This window comes from Azonexus hydrophilus (assembly GCF_038368255.1).
Lineage (GTDB): Bacteria > Pseudomonadota > Gammaproteobacteria > Burkholderiales > Rhodocyclaceae > Azonexus > Azonexus hydrophilus.
On sequence record NZ_CP151406.1, the window covers coordinates 2,217,999 to 2,232,727 of the forward strand.

The following is a 14,729-nucleotide window of genomic DNA, read 5'->3' on the forward strand; positions in this document are numbered from 1 at the left end:
CCGGTCCATTTCCGGCTCATCCACAGGAGAACATCATGAAGCACTTCATCCAGCCCAAGCGTCTGCTCGTCGTTGCCGGCATCGCCCTCGCCGTCCCCCTGGCCGCCATGGCTTATCCCGGCGGCAAGGCCGGTGGTTGTGACGGCAAGGACGGCATGCGCCAGACCAGCATGCATGGCGGCCACGGCATGATGGGCGACAAGATGGCCATGCGCGGCCTGCATCGACTCGACCTCAGCGAAGCGCAGCAGGACAAGATTTTCGACATCATGCACGCCCAGGCCCCGGCCATGCGTGACCAGATGAAGAGCCTGCGCAAGAGCGAAAAGGAACTGCAGGCTCTGAAAGCAACGCCTGACTACAGCGAAGCCAAGGCCCGCCAACTGGTCGACCAGATCGCCAAGCAGCGCGCCGACATGGAAATGTCCCGCCTGCAGGCCGAACGCAAGGTCATGGACATCCTGACGCCGGAACAGCGCAAGCAGCTTGCCGAGACCAAGCCGGCCAAGCGCGACGAGCGCGGCCCGCGTTCCTGAGCCTCGCCCGCCCCACGTGAAAACGGCCGCTGTTGCGGCCGTTTTTTTACTTGTCGCCCGAATCGCCGGGCGGGAATCCCGGGAACATGGAACGGGTCTGATTCTGCAGTTGGTCCTGCATCGACAGGAACATCTTCTTCGACTGATCCATGTAGGCGGTCATCATGTTCTGCATCGCCGGCTGCTGGAAATTCAGGAACTGGTTCCAGAAATCTGCCTGCACGCTGGCCGTGTCGCTACCGTACATGGTGCGCGACTGCTCCTGCAGCTTCTGCTGGAAGTCGACGAAGGTCTTCATGTTGTTTTCCAGGTAGCGCCCCAGCATGTTCTGCGAGGTGCTGCCGTAGAAGCGGATGAAACCGGAAAGCAGATCGCAGGAGAACAGGGGCACGCCGCCGGTTTCCTCTTCCAGGATGATCTGGAGCAGGATGCTGCGGGTCAGATCCTCACCGCTCTTGGCATCCACCACCTTGAAGCACTCGAATTTGAGCACCAGTTCCTTGACATCTCCCAGCGTGATGTATGCACTCGTCTTGGTGTCATACAGACGGCGATTGGGATATTTCTTGATCAGGCGAACCGGTTCGGACATGCTGAAGCCTCAAGACTGGTTTATGTGCAGCGCAACATTATAGCCGAAAAAAAGGGCGCCCATGGGCGCCCCTTTGTGGTGCAGTGCAAAATTACTGGTAGTACAGGCCGCCGTTGATGTTGATCGTGGCGCCGGTGGTGAAACCGGAGAGTTCGTTGCACAGGTAGGAACAGGCGTAGCCGATTTCTTCCGGCTTGGCCAGGCGCTTCATCGGCACGGAGTCGACGATGGTCTGCAGGACTTCCGGCTTGATCGCCATGACCATCTTGGTGGCCACATAGCCCGGGGCGATGGCGTTGACCGTCACACCCTTGGCCGCCAGTTCGGCAGCCAGGGCCTTGGTGAAGCCGATGACGCCGGCCTTGGCAGCCGAGTAGTTGGTCTGGCCAGCCTGACCCTTGACGCCGTTGACCGACGAGATGTTCACGATGCGGCCCCAGCCACGCTCGGCCATCTTGGCGGAGACTTGCTTGGTCATGTTGAACAGCGAGGTCAGGTTGGTGGCGATGACGGCATCCCAGCCATCCTTTTCCATCTTGGCGAACATGCGGTCACGGGTGATGCCGGCATTGTTGATCAGGATGTCGACCTGGCCGCAGGCGGCTTCAGCTTCGGCAACCATCTTCTGGCAGTCTTCCAGCACGGAGACGTCACCGCCGACGCAGACGAAGTCGTTGAAACCGGCAGCAGACATTTCGGCCAGCCAGGCGTCCTTGTTGTCGAATTGCGGGTGATAGGCGGCAACCACCTTGTGACCAGCCTGGGCCAGTTGCTGGCAAATGGCGGTACCCAGACCACCCATGGCACCGGTAACGAGAGCGACACGTTGCGTCATGTTATTTCCTTCCTTATAGATAAAGCGGGGTTAAAAAACGCCGGTCAGAACATATGCTGACCGCCGTTGATGGAAATGTTGGCCCCGGTGACGAACGCCGCTTCATCGGAAGCGAGGTAGGCAACGAGGCCGGCGATTTCTTCTGGTTTGCCCAGACGCCCGACGGGAATCTGCGGCAGAATCTTGGAATCGAGGATGTCCTGCGGAATGGCCGTCACCATCTTGGTGCCAATATAACCCGGCGAGATGGTATTGACCGTGACACCCTGCTTGGCGACTTCCAGCGCCAGCGCCTTGGTGAAGCCGTGCATGCCGGCCTTGGCGGCGGAATAGTTGGTCTGACCGAAGGCGCCCTTCTGGCCGTTGACCGAAGACACATTGACGACGCGCCCCCACTTGCGCTCGACCATGCCGTCCATGACCTGCTTGGTCATGTTGAAGACGGAGTCGAGGTTGGTGCGGATGACGGCATCCCAGTCGGCCTTGGTCATCTTCTTGAAGGTCATGTCGCGGGTGATGCCGGCGTTGTTGACCAGCACGTCGATCGGCCCGACTTCGCGGGTGACGGTTTCGACACAGGCCTTGGCCGAGTCGAAATCGGTGACATCGCAGGGATAGGCCTTGAAGCCGTAGCCCATGTTGTTCATGTTCTTCAGCCACTCCTCCGCCTTGGCATTGCCCGGCGAATGCGTGGTCACGACCTTGTAGCCCAGCGCCGCCATCTTGATGCAGATGGCTTCGCCGAGACCGCCCATACCGCCGGTAATCAGTGCAACTCGCAACATTTTTTGTCTCCTTGTCGGACTTGGGGAATCAGACCGCACGTTCCCTGACGTAACGGCCCGGTGCCGGCTCGATGGCTTTGTATTTTGTTGTGCCGATCTTGCGCGCGGCGCGCTGTTCTCCACAGTGCTCCTTGATCCAGTTGGCCCAATCGAGCCACCAGCTGCCCTTCATTTCGGTCGCCCCTGCCAGCCAGGCATCGGCGTCCGCTTGTACATCGTCGTTGATCCAGTAACTGCGCTTGTTCTTGCTCGCCGGGTTGATCACGCCGGCAATATGCCCCGAGGCACCAAGCACGAAACGCAGCTTCCCGCCGAGGATACGTGTGCTCAAGTAAGCCGATTGCCAGGGCACGATGTGATCCTCGCGCGTCGCCAGCAGGTAGACCGGCATGTCGAGCTTGCCGAGATCGACCGTCTCGCCGCACATGGTCAGCTTGCCGGGCACGCGCAGGCTGTTGTCGAGGTACATGTTGCGCATGTACCAGCAGGCGAACGGCCCCGGCAGGTTGGTCGAATCGGAATTCCAGTAAAGCAGGTCGAAGGCTTGCGGCTTCTGGCCCTTGAGGTAGTTGTTCTGGACGTAGTTCCAGACCAGGTCGTTGGCACGCAGGAAGGAGAAGGTATTCTGCAGGTCGCGCGCCGGCAGCAGCCCGCCCTGGCCGATCGTCGCTTCGCGGGTGGTCAGCGCCTGCTCGTCGATGAACAGGCCAATCTCGCCGGTATCGGAGAAATCGAGCAGCGTGGTCAGCAAGGTCAGCGAGGCGACGCTGTCTTCACCGCGCGCCTTGAGCACGCCCAGCGCCGAGGTCAGGATGGTGCCGCCGACGCAGAAGCCGAGCGCGTTGATCTGCTTGACCCGGGTCATTTCGCGGATCACCGAAATCGCGGCCAGCGGGCCGTGCTCGAGATAATCGTCCCAGCCGAGATGGCCCTGCGCTTCCATCGGGTTGCGCCAGGAGACGAGAAATACGGTATTGCCCTGCTCGACCAGGAAGCGGATCAACGAATTGTCCGGCTGCAGGTCCATGATGTAGAACTTGTTGATGCACGGCGGCACCACCAGCAGCGGCCGCGTGCCAACCTTGGGGGTCAGCGGCGCGTACTGGATCAACTGCATGACCTCGTTCTCGAAAACGACGGCGCCTTCGGTGGTGGCAATGTTCTTGCCGACCTCGAACACCGATTCGTCGGTCATCGAGATGCGGCCCTTCTCGAAATCCTTGAGCAGGTTGTTGATGCCGTCGGTAATGCTCTGGCCCTTGGTTTCCAGGGCCAGCTGGATGAATTCCGGGTTGGTCGCGGCAAAATTGGTCGGCGCCATCGCGTCGGCCACCTGGCGGGCCAGGAAACGCATCTTGTCGCGCGCCTTGTCGTCCTGCGCCGGCAGCACCTCGACCATTTCCTTCAGGTAACGGACATTGAGCAGGTAGGCCTGATGCAGGTAATCGTAGATCGGGCTATCGCGCCAGGCCGGTGCGGCAAAACGGCGGTCACCGGGTTCGGGCTCGACCTTGAACGCCTGCGGCGCGCCCTTCTGCTTGTCGAGCATGGCCTGCCACAGCGACATCTGCTGATCCATCAGGCGCTTCTGCAGCGCCGTCAGCGCCTGCGGGTCGATTTGCGGCGGCTGATTACCCTGGGCTTGCGCATTCTTGCCGAGAAATTCCATGAACTGCTGGGCCATGGTCTGTCCTGCCTGCATGAACTGCATGGCTGACCCCAGAAAAGCCTCGTTATTGTTCGATCCTTGCGTCATGGAATTCTGTTCTCGCTGGTTGTCGTGGGCTGCAGCTTCTGGATTCTGCATACCCGTCCGGACACTGTCAATGCATAATTACCGGATGTACATCATCGCCATCGGGTGGCTCTACGTCACCCTCCTTATCGCCGTCAATGAAGCCAGCGTTGTCGCTGGCGTCATTTCCTTTGTCTTTTACGGACTCCTGCCCTGCAGCATCCTGCTGTGGATGAGCGGCAGCAAGGTACGCCGACAGCGTCGCGCCTATCGGGAGGCGATGCAGGCCAAGTCAGGCCAGCCAGATCAGGCTGGCCATGCGCCCGGTGACGCCGTCGCGCCGGTAGGAGAAGAAGCGCCCGGCATCGGCGACGGTGCACAGTCCGCCGCCGTGGATGGCAACGACGCCGGCAGCGTCCAGCCGCCGACGGGCAAGCGCGTATAGGTCGGCCAGCCACTTGCCGCCGGCCTGCGGCCGGAATGCCTCGCCGGCCGCGGCGTCGTGCGCGACAAAAGCGCTGCGCACCTCGTCGCCGACTTCGAAGTTGTCGGGGCCGATGGCCGGCCCCAGCCAGACCATGACCTCGCCCGGCGGGCAATGCATGGCTGCCAGCGTGTTTTCCAGCACCCCGGCCAGCAAGCCGCGCCAACCGGCGTGCGCTGCCGCAACCACCGTCCCCTGGCGATTGCAGAACAGCACCGGCAGGCAATCTGCAGTCATCACGACGCATACCCGCCCGGCCTGCGTGGCGTAAGCGGCGTCTGCCTCGGTACCGGCCGCCACTTGCGCCACATCGACGACCTCGACGCCATGCACCTGGCGCAACCAGCAGGGTTCGCCGGGGAGCTCGGTGCGCAGCCGGGCGCGATTGGCGGCGACCCGCGCCGCGTCGTCGCCGACGTGATCGCCCAGATTGAAGCTGTTCCAAGGCGCCGGGCTGCTACCGCCGTCGCGCAGGGTCTGCAGCGCCCGGACATTGGCCGGGGCCGGCCAGTCGGGAATCAGGAAATCAGCCATGGCGCAGGGTGTCGAGCAGTTCGCGCATGTCTTCGGGCATCGGCACTTCCCACTGCATCTGCCGGCCGCTCAGCGGATGGACCAGGCCGAGCCGGGTCGCGTGCAAGGCCTGGCGCTTGAAGACCGGCAAACGCGGATCGTGCTTGCCATAAACCGGGTCGCCGACCAGCGGATGACCGATCGATGCCATATGGACGCGGATCTGGTGAGTGCGACCGGTTTCCAGCGCGCATTCGACCAGCGTGCAGTAAGGAAACAGTTCCAGCCGCCGGTACCAGGTCAGCGCCGGTTTGCCGCCGCGGCTTTCCGGCACCACCGCCATCTTGATGCGATTGACCGGATGCCGACCGATCGGCGAATCGACGCCGCTGTCCCGCCGGATCTGGCCGGCAGCCAGCGCCAGATACTGGCGCTTGACAGTACGCGCCTGCAACTGGCGCACCAGATCGGTCTGCGCTTCCAGGGTCTTGGCGACCACCAGCAGGCCGCTGGTGTCCTTGTCCAGACGGTGCACGATGCCGGCGCGCGGCACCTCGGCAATGCCCGGCACATGATGGAGCAGCGCGTTCATCAGGGTGCCGCTCCAGTTGCCACTGCCCGGATGCACGACCAGTCCGGCCGGCTTGTTGATGACCAGCAGGGTTTCGTCCTCGAAGATGATGTCGAGCGGAATGTCTTCCGGCAGTTCGGTGGTCACCGCGTCGTCCGGTACCGCGAGCAACAGGCGTTCGCCGCCGAGCACCTTGCGTTTGGGTTCGCTGACGACATCGCCATCGACTTCGACCAAGCCGTCACGAATCCAGCCCTGCAGGCGGTTACGCGAATGCTGCGGCAGCAGCTCGGCCAGTGCCTGATCGAGCCGCTTCCCCCCGCAACCGTCAGGAACGCTCAGTTGGAGCGGCTCGCTTGGGCTATAATCGCCCGAGTTTTCATAAGGATCGTTCATGATGCGCAGTTTACCTGCATTCGCCTCGTTCACCGCCGGTCTGAGGTCTTTGCTCGCCATACTGGCTCTCGCCGTACTTGCCGGTTGCAGCACCACGGGCTCGGAATACGACGAAACCGCCGGTTGGTCGGCTGGACGTCTCTACGCGGCAGCCAAGGAGGCACAAGCCGATGGCTCCTGGGACACAGCCGTGAAGATGCTGGAAAAGCTCGAGGCACGCTACCCTTACGGCCGTTTTGCCCAGCAGGCGCAGATCGAACTGGCCTATGTCTACTGGAAGTCCGGCGAACCCGGCTCCGCCCTGGCAGCCGCCGACCGCTTCATCAAGCTGCACCCGAACCATCCGGCTGTCGATTACGCGTTTTATTTGAAAGGTCTGATCAACTTCAATGAAGACCTCGGCCTGGTCGGCCACCTGAGCAACCAGGACCTGACCGAACGCGACCCCAAGGCGGCCCGTGAAGCCTTCGACTCGTTCAAGGAACTGGTCGAACGCTTCCCGAAGAGCAAATATGCAGCCGACTCGATCAAGCGCATGAACTATCTGGTCAATGCCCTGGCCTCGCTGGAAGTTCACGTCGCCCGCTACTACATGAAGCGCGGCGCCTACATCGCTGCAGCCAACCGTGCCCAGGTCGCCGTCGAAACCTACCCGCAGGCGCCGGCCATCGAGGAAGCCTTGTACATCCTCTACCTGGCCTACGACAAGCTCGGCATGGAAGACCTGCGCAACGACGCCGACCGCGTATTGCGCAAGAATTTCCCGGAAAGCCAGTTCTACGTCACCGGGATCGAACGCAAAACGCCCTGGTGGCAACTCTGGTGATTGACTGAAACCCGCCGCCCGGCGGGTTTTTGTCATCCGCCCTGCTTGATCGCCAGCAGCGCCTGATTGCGCAGGGTGCGCAACAGCGACAGTTCCTTGTCCGGGATGACGATGCCGCCGGCCTCGTCGCAGTCGGCGTAGATCAGTGCCACCGGACTGCCCTTGATGTTCAGTGGCAGCAGCACGAAGGAACGCGCCGGCACCGCCTGCCGATACCAGTCCGGAATGCGCCCGGCAATCTTGGGGTCGTCGATGTCGTGGATCAGGATGTCGGCGCCCTTCGAGGTCGCGGCATGGAAGATGTCCGGGGTGAAGCTGAGGGGGAAGCGGAAGTTGCGGGCAATTTCGGTCGCTTCCGGACCAAAGCCGAAACGCCCCTGCATGCTGCCCGACTTGGCATCGCGGATGCACAGCAGCACCCGCTTGAAGCCCATCGCCCGGTACATGGTTTCGAGAATAATGCGCAGGATGTCGTTCAAGCGATAACCGTCGACCAGGGTATTGCTGATGTCCTGGATGCCAGCCGTCAGCACCGCCTGGGCGTCGGCCGCGCCATTGCCGGTCACGTCTTCGAGCACCCCGGGGGCGACGGCATCGCGCAACAAGGTGCCGTCGAGGGAATCGTCGACCGGCGGAGCCGCCGCCTCGTCCGCGCTGCTGGCAAATTGCTGCATCTGCCGGCCGAACGCCGTTTGCTGGACGTTCAGATGAATGATCCGGGCGAAATCGGAAATTTCCTCGACCGCGCGCCGTACCGTCTGCATGACTTCCGCTTCGTCAAGCGGCACGGCTTCGTTGAAGCGCCCCAGCACCTTCTGCAACTGCTGCTTGCCGGCCTCATGCTCGCCCTGCCCGATGGCGTCACACAGCACGCCGGAAAAACCGGCGAGCACGCGCAGGCGCTCCTCGGTCGTCGCCGGCTTGCGCAGGTGACCGGGCGGCAGCCGCCGCATCGAGCCGACGATCACCGACGGGAACCCCCACTGGCGGGCGATGGCAATCCCGAGATCCTCGAAGGAAATTCCCAACACCTGCTGCGCCGCCTGGTCGTCGCTGCATCCGCGCTGGGCCATGATGCGGCGGATTTCATCGGACTCCTCGGCAAAATAGTACTGCGACAGCAGGCGGCCGAGATTGTGGAACAAGGCGCAGATGAAGGCCTGTTCGAGATCGTGCATGCCGGCCGCAGCACCGATGTCCTTGGCCAGGACACCGGCCAGGTTGGCGCGCAGGAATTCTTCCTTCAACTGGTTGGCGTTGCCCTTGTTCTGCAGGTGTTCAAACAGCAGGACGGTGATGGCGATGTTGCGCACGCTCTCGAAGCCGAGTACGACCACCGCCCGCGACACCGTGCTGATATTGCCGCCACCAGCCGGCCGGAAATAGGCCGAATTGACCAGCCGCAACAGCTTGTTGGTCAGCGCGAAGTCCTTGAGGATGGTGTTCGACAGCTTGTTGACGCTTTCCGTCTCGCTGTTGGCAATGCGGTTGATCGCGCTGACCGATTCCGACAAGGCGGGAAAATCGCTCTTGTGACGCATCCGGCGCAGCAGGAAATCGATGGTGGCCTGGCGGCCGACCGTATCGATGACCGGCGCCTCGTCGGTTTCCGAATAATCGTCGAGGGCGGCGATGAACTGCGCCATTTCCTGATAACGCAGCCCCGGGTCGCGAGCCAGCGCCTTGGCCAGGATGCTGCCCAGGCGTTCATCGACGGCCACGTCGTCGGGCAGGCGGATGTCCTCGCTGAGGATGCGGCGGAACATCTCGCCGAGACTGTCGCCGGAGATTGCCCGGCGGCCCGCCAGCATTTCGTGGAGGACCAGGCCGGCGGAAAAGACGTCGGAACGCGCGCTGCACTCGCGGCGGTCGATGTATTCGGGCGCCATGTAGGCCGGAGTGCCGCTCAGTTCGTCCCGGCTGTCGCTGGGCGCATCGACCCGGGCAGCAATGCCGAAGTCCATGACCCGGGGCGTGCCGTTTTCATCGATCAGGATGTTCGAAGGCTTCAGGTCGCGGTGGATGATGCCCCGGGCGTGGGCGTGGGCCACCGCATCGAGCACCGGGCGCAGGATGGACAGCGCCTTGAGTACCGGCAGCGCGCCGCCCTGGCGCAGGCGTTCGGCGAGATTCTGGCCGGGCACCAGTTCGAAGACGAGGAAGATGTCCCCGCCCTCCTCGCCGGCTTCGAAAATGGGCACGATATTGGCGTGGCGCAACTGGCTGACCGCCAGCGCCTCGTCGAGCAGCACCTTGTTCTGTGCCGGGTCCGGGTGCGTGAAATGCAGCGTCTTGATCGCGACTTCCCGCTGCAATTGCGGGTCGAAACCGCGATAGACCGTGCTCTGCGCACCCCGCCCCAGTTCGCCGCGAATTTCGAAGCGGCCGATTTTCCGGATCATTATTCGATGTCTTCCGTCCAGGCCAGACGGGGAATCCCGTCTGCCCCGCCCCACACGATGGCGTTCTGTCCATAATCTTCCGCCAGTGCGAGCGCATCCTCAAGTGCAATATCGGGTACGAAGCAACTTTCCTCGACCGGCCAATCCCCGCTGTCGGCGACGTTTTCGGCGGCGTAGGGTTCGTAGTTGCCTTCCAGCAGGTCGCACTCGAGCGCTGACTGACGCTCGGCGTTGCGCCCGGGATCGGCCTTCTCGCCGCCGGGATTGCAGGCGGTGATGATGGCAAAGCCCGTCTCGCCTCGCCCGGCCAGCCATTCGGCCAGCGCCGGGCAAGCCGCATCAATGCGCAGTTCGAAACTCCCGGCCGGCAGGAACACCCGGTAGCTTGTTGCCCGATAGGCGTTTTCCAGTTCAGCGCGTTTCGTCATCGCCCTCTCCCGCTATCAGTTTTTCCGCGTCGTCGGCCGGCAAGGCCTCGACGTCCTTGAGTTTTCTCGACAACTGGCGCGTCCGCGTCTCGGCGCGGACGATGCTGTTGCTCGCCTCCTCCAGCTTCTTGCGGGTGTGCGCCAGCGCCTCGCCGAACTTGCCGAATTCGCCCTTGACCGCCCCGAGCACGGCCCACACCTCGGCCGAGCGCTGCTCGATGGCCAGCGTCCGGAAGCCCATCTGCAGGCTGTTGAGCAGGGCCGCCAGCGTGGTCGGTCCGGCCAGGCTGACCCGGTATTCGCGCTGCAGCAGTTCGGCCAGTCCCGGCCGGCGCAGCGCCTCGGCGTACAGCCCCTCGACCGGCAGGTAGAGCAGCGCGAAATCGGTGGTGTGCGGCGGCGCCACGTATTTGTCGCGGATGCTGCGCGCCTCCAGCTTGAGCCGCGTTTCGATGGCTTTCGCCGCAGCCTCGGCGGCTTCCGGATCCTGGGCGTCGATCAGGCGCTGGTAATCCTCGATCGGGAACTTGGCATCGACCGGCAGCCAGACGACCTCGGCCTCCGCTCGCCCCGGCAGACGGATGGCGAAATCGACGCGCTCGTTGCTGCCCGGCCGGGTGGCCACGTTGGCCGCGTACTGGGCCGGCGTCAGCAACTGTTCGAGCAAGGCCGCCAGCTGGACTTCGCCCCAGGTGCCGCGGGTCTTGACGTTGCTCAGCACGCGCTTGAGATCGCCGACCCCGGCCGCCAGATTCTGCATTTCGCCCAGACCGCGATGCACCTGCTCCAGCCTGTCGCTGACCAGTTTGAAGGAATCGCCCAGACGCTGCTCCAGCGTCGCATGCAGTTTCTCGTCGACGGTACGGCGCATTTCCTCGAGCTTGCCGGCATTGTCGGCCTGCATGGCGCCGAGACGGCTTTCGACACCGGTGCGCAGACGCTCGAAGCGCTCGTCCAGGCCAAGCGAGAAACGGTTGAGTTCGCGGGCGAAGGCCTCCAGGCGCTCGGCCTGCAAGGTGCCAAGCTGGCCCATCTGGGTACTGACCGCCTGGCCGAGCAGGCTGGCCGACTGGGCGCGTTCCTCCCGGTCGCGGAAGGATTCCTCGGCGTCTTCGCGCCGGCCGCGCGCCATTTCCTCGCGCAGTTCGCGTTCCAGGCGTGCCAGGCCGCGTTCCAGACTGTCGCGCAGTTCGCTCAGCGAGCGGGCATCATCGGCCGGCCGCGTCGCCCGCCAGAGCAGCACCACCTGCAGCAGGATGACCACCATTACCCCAATCGGCAGGGCCAGCGCCATGGTTTCGCTCATTGTCTCACCTCAGCGAAAATTCGACCCGCCCGCCTTGCCCGGACGCCTTGCCCGACTTCGGCGGCACCAGGAATATCTGCCCCGGCGCCACCTTGCCCTGGTCAAGCAACCAGGCCTGGACCTGCTCGGCGCGCACCCGCGCCAGCTGCCCCAGATCGGCGTCGGAGGCCGGCAAATGGGTCAGCAGGAGCTTTTCCATTTCCTCGACCGGCAATTCCTTCTGCAGGCCGATGAAGTTCCTCGGCTTGGGGAATTTCGCCGCCTTGTACACCCGCGCCAGATACGCCGGGTATTCGGCCGGCTCGATGCTGGTGCTTTCCGCATCCTTGCCCTGCTTGCGCAGATCGGCGAGCTTTTCCCGCTGCATCGCCTGCTCGATGGCGAAACGCTTCAGTCCTTCGCGATCGGTTTCCGGGTCGGCATGGCCGGTGATATCCAGTTTCAGCGCGCTGCGATCGTTGAGCGCCCGCGCCAGCGCTTCCAGCTTCTTGCCGGCCGCGGCATCGATCTGCGTCTGCCCCGGCGCGAAGGCCAGGGTCGACAATTCCTCGCCGTCGCCGAACATCGAACCGAGCAGCGCGAACGGCGAGGTCACCGCCTTGACGAACAGGTTGACGATGACCTTGACGATCACCCCGCCGAGCGAAAACTGGGGATCGTCGAGCGAACCGGAGATCGGCAAGTTGATGTCGATTTCGCCGCGATTGTTGCGCAGCAGCGCAATTGCCAGGCTGACCGGCAGACTGGTGGCATCGGGGCTGTCCACGCGCTCGCCGAGCGTGAGCTGATCGAGGAACAGGCCGTTGCTGGCGGTCAGTTGCTGGTTTTCCAGCTTGTAGGCAAGGTTCAGCGACAGTTTGCCCTTGTCGATCAGGTAACCGGCGTATTTGCCCGAATACGGCGAAAACCCGGTCAGATCAACGTCCTTGACTTCGGCCTTGAGGTCGAGAAAGGACTTGGCCGCCAGTGGATTGAGCCGGGCGCTGATCAATACCGGCGCCGCCCTGCCGTAACTGCCGCGCAGTTCGAGTTCGGCCACCGTGCCGTCAACCGACGACAGACCGGTCACCCGACCGCCGAGTTTGCCGATGTCGACCGTGTAATTCGGGCGGACGAAACGGTCGGAAAAATTCACCATCCCGTTATTCAGCGTCACCCTGGCAATGCTCAGGGGCAGCGGCGCCTTCTCCGTTGGCGCTACCGTCGTTGTCTCGGCCTCTGCCGCCGGGGCGGCCGGCTGACGGACGATGTCGGCCAGATTCAGGCGGCCGGCTTCATTTAGGATCAGGCGCGAATAGAAATCGCTGAGGGCAATTTCGCGGATGTCGATGCGCATCGGGTCAAGCCGGAAATCGATACCGCCCAGATGCAGCGACTTCCATTTCAGGAAATCGGCCTTGTTCTCGGGATCAACCAGCAACAGGTTGCCCAGCGTCGCCGATCCCTTGTAGCCGGCCAGCAGGCGCCCCTTTTCCTGGCGCAGGCTGGCGTCACCCTTGGCGGAAAACTGTCCGCGCTGCAACAGCACATTGAGGAACTGTCCCGAATAGCCCTGCAGCGAAGCCAGCGGTATTGCCTGCCCGTCGATCTTCAGATTGCTGGCAAAAGGTTCGGCCTGCAGATCCCCATCGACCGCCAGCTTGCCCTGCTTGTTGACCGTCGCCTGCAGCGACAGCCGGCCCTTCTCGTTGGCCAGGTTGCCCAGCCCTTCGCCACGCAGGCTGAGCCCATCGATCTGCTGAACGGCCACCGGCTGCACCGAGCGGTCTTCGAAACGCAGGCCGAGATCGTCGACCGCCAGCGTCGCCACGCGGGCGAGCCAGGGCGCCGAGGCCGCCTGCTGCCCGCCCTTCCCGGAGGATTTCAAGCGCGGCAGCGTCAGCCATTCGATTTCGCCATCGGCGTTGCGGCGCAGGACGATACGCGCGCCGGCATTGCTGACTTCGCCGATCTCGATGCGCTGACCAGTCAGGTCGGTGCGTAGCGCCTTGATGGCCAGGCTGGGCACTTGCAGTTGCTCGCCGAAATCGACCTGAGCGGCGGCCTCGATCACCTCGACGGAAGCCAGTTTTTCATCCAGCGGTCCGAGTCGTGCCGAGAACTGGCGGATTTCGCCGTTGACCGGTTTGCTGCCGGACGAATCGCGCCAGCGCAAGGTCGCGTCGTTCAATGCGAATTCACCAAGCGACCAGTGCACCGGCGCGGCAGGTGCATCGGCCGCCGGCGCGGCTGAGCTGCCGCCGGCCAGCGCCAGCAGGTTCAGTTCGCCAAGACGATTGACCGAAAGATCAAGCTCAAGTCCGTCCAGCGCCAGACGTTGCACGACGAACTGGCGATTGAATGGATCTATCTTGGACAATTCGACGGCAAGCCCTTTCCAGGCCAGCAGCGCCTGGCCGTCGCCCTGCTGCAGTTGCAGGTCGGCCAGACGGGCATTACCGACGAATACCAGCGAATTCACGCCCCCCGGCAGTTCCCGGAATACCGCCCGGATTTGCGAATCCAGACGCGCAGCAGCGATTTTTACCGGAAGGCCGGCCGGCAGATAGGGCTGCAACTGGGCCAGGTCAAAGCCGGCCAGGTCGAGCCGGAGTTCGCTCTCGCGCCCGTCGGCAAAAGGCGTGGTCTGGCCGTCGAGACGGAAGGTCGAACCATTGACGTTGGCCGACAGCATCGGCTGGACCAGAATCTCGGCTTGGTAAGGCAGGCTGGACAGGAAAGGTAGCGACAGGTTGAGGTCGCTCACGACGAACTCACGCTCGCGCGGACGATCGGCAAAGTGGATGCTGGCGCCGATCAACTGGATGTTGTTCAGGGAAAAACGGGGCGGCGTTTTGTCCGGCGTCTCATCCGGCTTCAACCATTCGTCGAGCAGATCGGAAATGTCGTATTGCCCGTCGCCTGTCCGCGCTACCGAAACGCGCAGGCCGGCCAGCCGGATTTCGTCGACGACCGCCGCCATCTTGAACAGCGAAGCCGCCGAAAGGTTGATGTAAAGCTCATCAAAAGCGGCCTGCTCCTTGCCGTCGCGAACCACCACGAGACCTTTGACCGTGACCGACAGCACCAGCGGATTGATCGCCAGATCGTCGATCCGCACCTCGCCGTGCAGCGCCTTCGCCAGCTGTTTTTCCAGAACCGACTCGAGCACCGGCGGTGCCAGGAAAAATCCGCTGGCCAGCAAAACCGCCACACCGGCCAGCACCCGCTTTCCCAGGCGACGTCCACGTGGCTGACTGGCAAACTCGCGCAAGGCTGACAGCTTTGACAACACCGACTGAAGCGCTTCGGACATGGTAATCTTGGTAAATAATTCGTAT

Annotated in this window: 12 protein-coding genes; 2 read left to right on the plus strand and 10 right to left on the minus strand. The window is 63.2% G+C overall.

All coding sequences use genetic code 11. The features are described from left to right. Nucleotides 1–35: 35 nt before the first annotated feature. The gene (locus tag AADV58_RS10735; RefSeq protein WP_051295459.1) at nucleotides 36–536 is read left to right on the plus strand and encodes a Spy/CpxP family protein refolding chaperone; all 501 of its coding nucleotides are present in this window, start codon (nucleotides 36–38) and stop codon (nucleotides 534–536) included. Nucleotides 537–582: 46 nt separating this feature from the next. On the opposite strand, the gene phaR is transcribed toward AADV58_RS10735, so the two are convergent. The 6 genes from phaR to rluD all read right to left on the minus strand — a co-directional run bounded on the left by phaR (nucleotide 583) and on the right by rluD (nucleotide 6,447). Continuing rightward, nucleotides 583–1,128: a polyhydroxyalkanoate synthesis repressor PhaR gene (phaR, locus tag AADV58_RS10740; protein WP_028995513.1), complete on the minus strand. Its 546-nt coding sequence runs from the start codon at nucleotides 1,126–1,128 to the stop codon at nucleotides 583–585. A gap of 91 nt (nucleotides 1,129–1,219) precedes the next feature. Beyond that, the gene (gene phbB, locus AADV58_RS10745) at nucleotides 1,220–1,963 is read right to left on the minus strand and encodes an acetoacetyl-CoA reductase (RefSeq protein WP_028995512.1); all 744 of its coding nucleotides are present in this window, start codon (nucleotides 1,961–1,963) and stop codon (nucleotides 1,220–1,222) included. Nucleotides 1,964–2,007: 44 nt separating this feature from the next. Continuing rightward, nucleotides 2,008–2,748: an acetoacetyl-CoA reductase gene (phbB, locus tag AADV58_RS10750; RefSeq protein ID WP_028995511.1), complete on the minus strand. Its 741-nt coding sequence runs from the start codon at nucleotides 2,746–2,748 to the stop codon at nucleotides 2,008–2,010. A gap of 28 nt (nucleotides 2,749–2,776) precedes the next feature. Then, nucleotides 2,777–4,459 carry a class I poly(R)-hydroxyalkanoic acid synthase gene (gene phaC, locus AADV58_RS10755; protein ID WP_341743160.1) on the minus strand — a complete coding sequence of 561 codons (1,683 nt, stop codon included), beginning with the start codon at nucleotides 4,457–4,459 and terminating at the stop codon, nucleotides 2,777–2,779. A 316-nt stretch (nucleotides 4,460–4,775) separates the two neighbouring features. Then, nucleotides 4,776–5,501: a peptidoglycan editing factor PgeF gene (pgeF, locus tag AADV58_RS10760; RefSeq protein WP_341743161.1), complete on the minus strand. Its 726-nt coding sequence runs from the start codon at nucleotides 5,499–5,501 to the stop codon at nucleotides 4,776–4,778. Next, nucleotides 5,494–6,447, minus strand: coding sequence for a 23S rRNA pseudouridine(1911/1915/1917) synthase RluD (gene rluD, locus AADV58_RS10765; RefSeq protein WP_341743162.1), 954 nt, complete (start codon nucleotides 6,445–6,447; stop codon nucleotides 5,494–5,496). Before rluD ends, pgeF begins: the two co-directional genes overlap by 8 nt. On the opposite strand from rluD, the gene AADV58_RS10770 reads away from it, so the two are divergent. Next, nucleotides 6,446–7,273 (plus strand): outer membrane protein assembly factor BamD, encoded by an 828-nt coding sequence (locus AADV58_RS10770; protein ID WP_245580555.1) that lies wholly within the window; start codon nucleotides 6,446–6,448, stop codon nucleotides 7,271–7,273. The two genes, rluD and AADV58_RS10770, sit on opposite strands and share 2 nt — an antisense overlap. 32 nt (nucleotides 7,274–7,305) lie before the next feature. Here AADV58_RS10770 and AADV58_RS10775 read toward each other — a convergent pair whose 3' ends face one another. The 4 genes from AADV58_RS10775 to AADV58_RS10790 are packed head-to-tail and all read right to left on the minus strand — an operon-like array spanning nucleotide 7,306 to nucleotide 14,704. After that, nucleotides 7,306–9,675 carry a protein kinase domain-containing protein gene (locus AADV58_RS10775; protein WP_341743163.1) on the minus strand — a complete coding sequence of 790 codons (2,370 nt, stop codon included), beginning with the start codon at nucleotides 9,673–9,675 and terminating at the stop codon, nucleotides 7,306–7,308. Continuing rightward, a complete protein-coding gene (locus tag AADV58_RS10780; RefSeq protein ID WP_341743164.1) occupies nucleotides 9,675–10,103 on the minus strand; it encodes a DUF3293 domain-containing protein in 429 nt (142 codons plus the stop codon). Before AADV58_RS10780 ends, AADV58_RS10775 begins: the two co-directional genes overlap by 1 nt. Beyond that, nucleotides 10,087–11,409 carry a DNA recombination protein RmuC gene (rmuC, locus tag AADV58_RS10785; protein WP_341743165.1) on the minus strand — a complete coding sequence of 441 codons (1,323 nt, stop codon included), beginning with the start codon at nucleotides 11,407–11,409 and terminating at the stop codon, nucleotides 10,087–10,089. The genes AADV58_RS10780 and rmuC overlap by 17 nt, the downstream gene beginning before the upstream one ends. A gap of 4 nt (nucleotides 11,410–11,413) precedes the next feature. After that, nucleotides 11,414–14,704, minus strand: a complete 3,291-nt coding sequence (locus AADV58_RS10790; RefSeq protein WP_341743166.1) for a DUF748 domain-containing protein — start codon at nucleotides 14,702–14,704, stop codon at nucleotides 11,414–11,416. Nucleotides 14,705–14,729: the final 25 nt, after the last annotated feature.

Coding starts and splice junctions, on each gene's coding strand:
- AADV58_RS10735 (WP_051295459.1), top strand. CDS start 36: ATGAAGCACTTCATCCAGCCCAAGCGTCTGCTCGTCGTTGCCGGCATC.
- phaR (WP_028995513.1), bottom strand. CDS start 1,128: ATGTCCGAACCGGTTCGCCTGATCAAGAAATATCCCAATCGCCGTCTG.
- phbB (WP_028995512.1), bottom strand. CDS start 1,963: ATGACGCAACGTGTCGCTCTCGTTACCGGTGCCATGGGTGGTCTGGGT.
- phbB (WP_028995511.1), bottom strand. CDS start 2,748: ATGTTGCGAGTTGCACTGATTACCGGCGGTATGGGCGGTCTCGGCGAA.
- phaC (WP_341743160.1), bottom strand. CDS start 4,459: ATGCAGTTCATGCAGGCAGGACAGACCATGGCCCAGCAGTTCATGGAA.
- pgeF (WP_341743161.1), bottom strand. CDS start 5,501: ATGGCTGATTTCCTGATTCCCGACTGGCCGGCCCCGGCCAATGTCCGG.
- AADV58_RS10770 (WP_245580555.1), top strand. CDS start 6,446: ATGATGCGCAGTTTACCTGCATTCGCCTCGTTCACCGCCGGTCTGAGG.
- rluD (WP_341743162.1), bottom strand. CDS start 6,447: ATGAACGATCCTTATGAAAACTCGGGCGATTATAGCCCAAGCGAGCCG.
- AADV58_RS10775 (WP_341743163.1), bottom strand. CDS start 9,675: ATGATCCGGAAAATCGGCCGCTTCGAAATTCGCGGCGAACTGGGGCGG.
- AADV58_RS10780 (WP_341743164.1), bottom strand. CDS start 10,103: ATGACGAAACGCGCTGAACTGGAAAACGCCTATCGGGCAACAAGCTAC.
- rmuC (WP_341743165.1), bottom strand. CDS start 11,409: ATGAGCGAAACCATGGCGCTGGCCCTGCCGATTGGGGTAATGGTGGTC.
- AADV58_RS10790 (WP_341743166.1), bottom strand. CDS start 14,704: ATGTCCGAAGCGCTTCAGTCGGTGTTGTCAAAGCTGTCAGCCTTGCGC.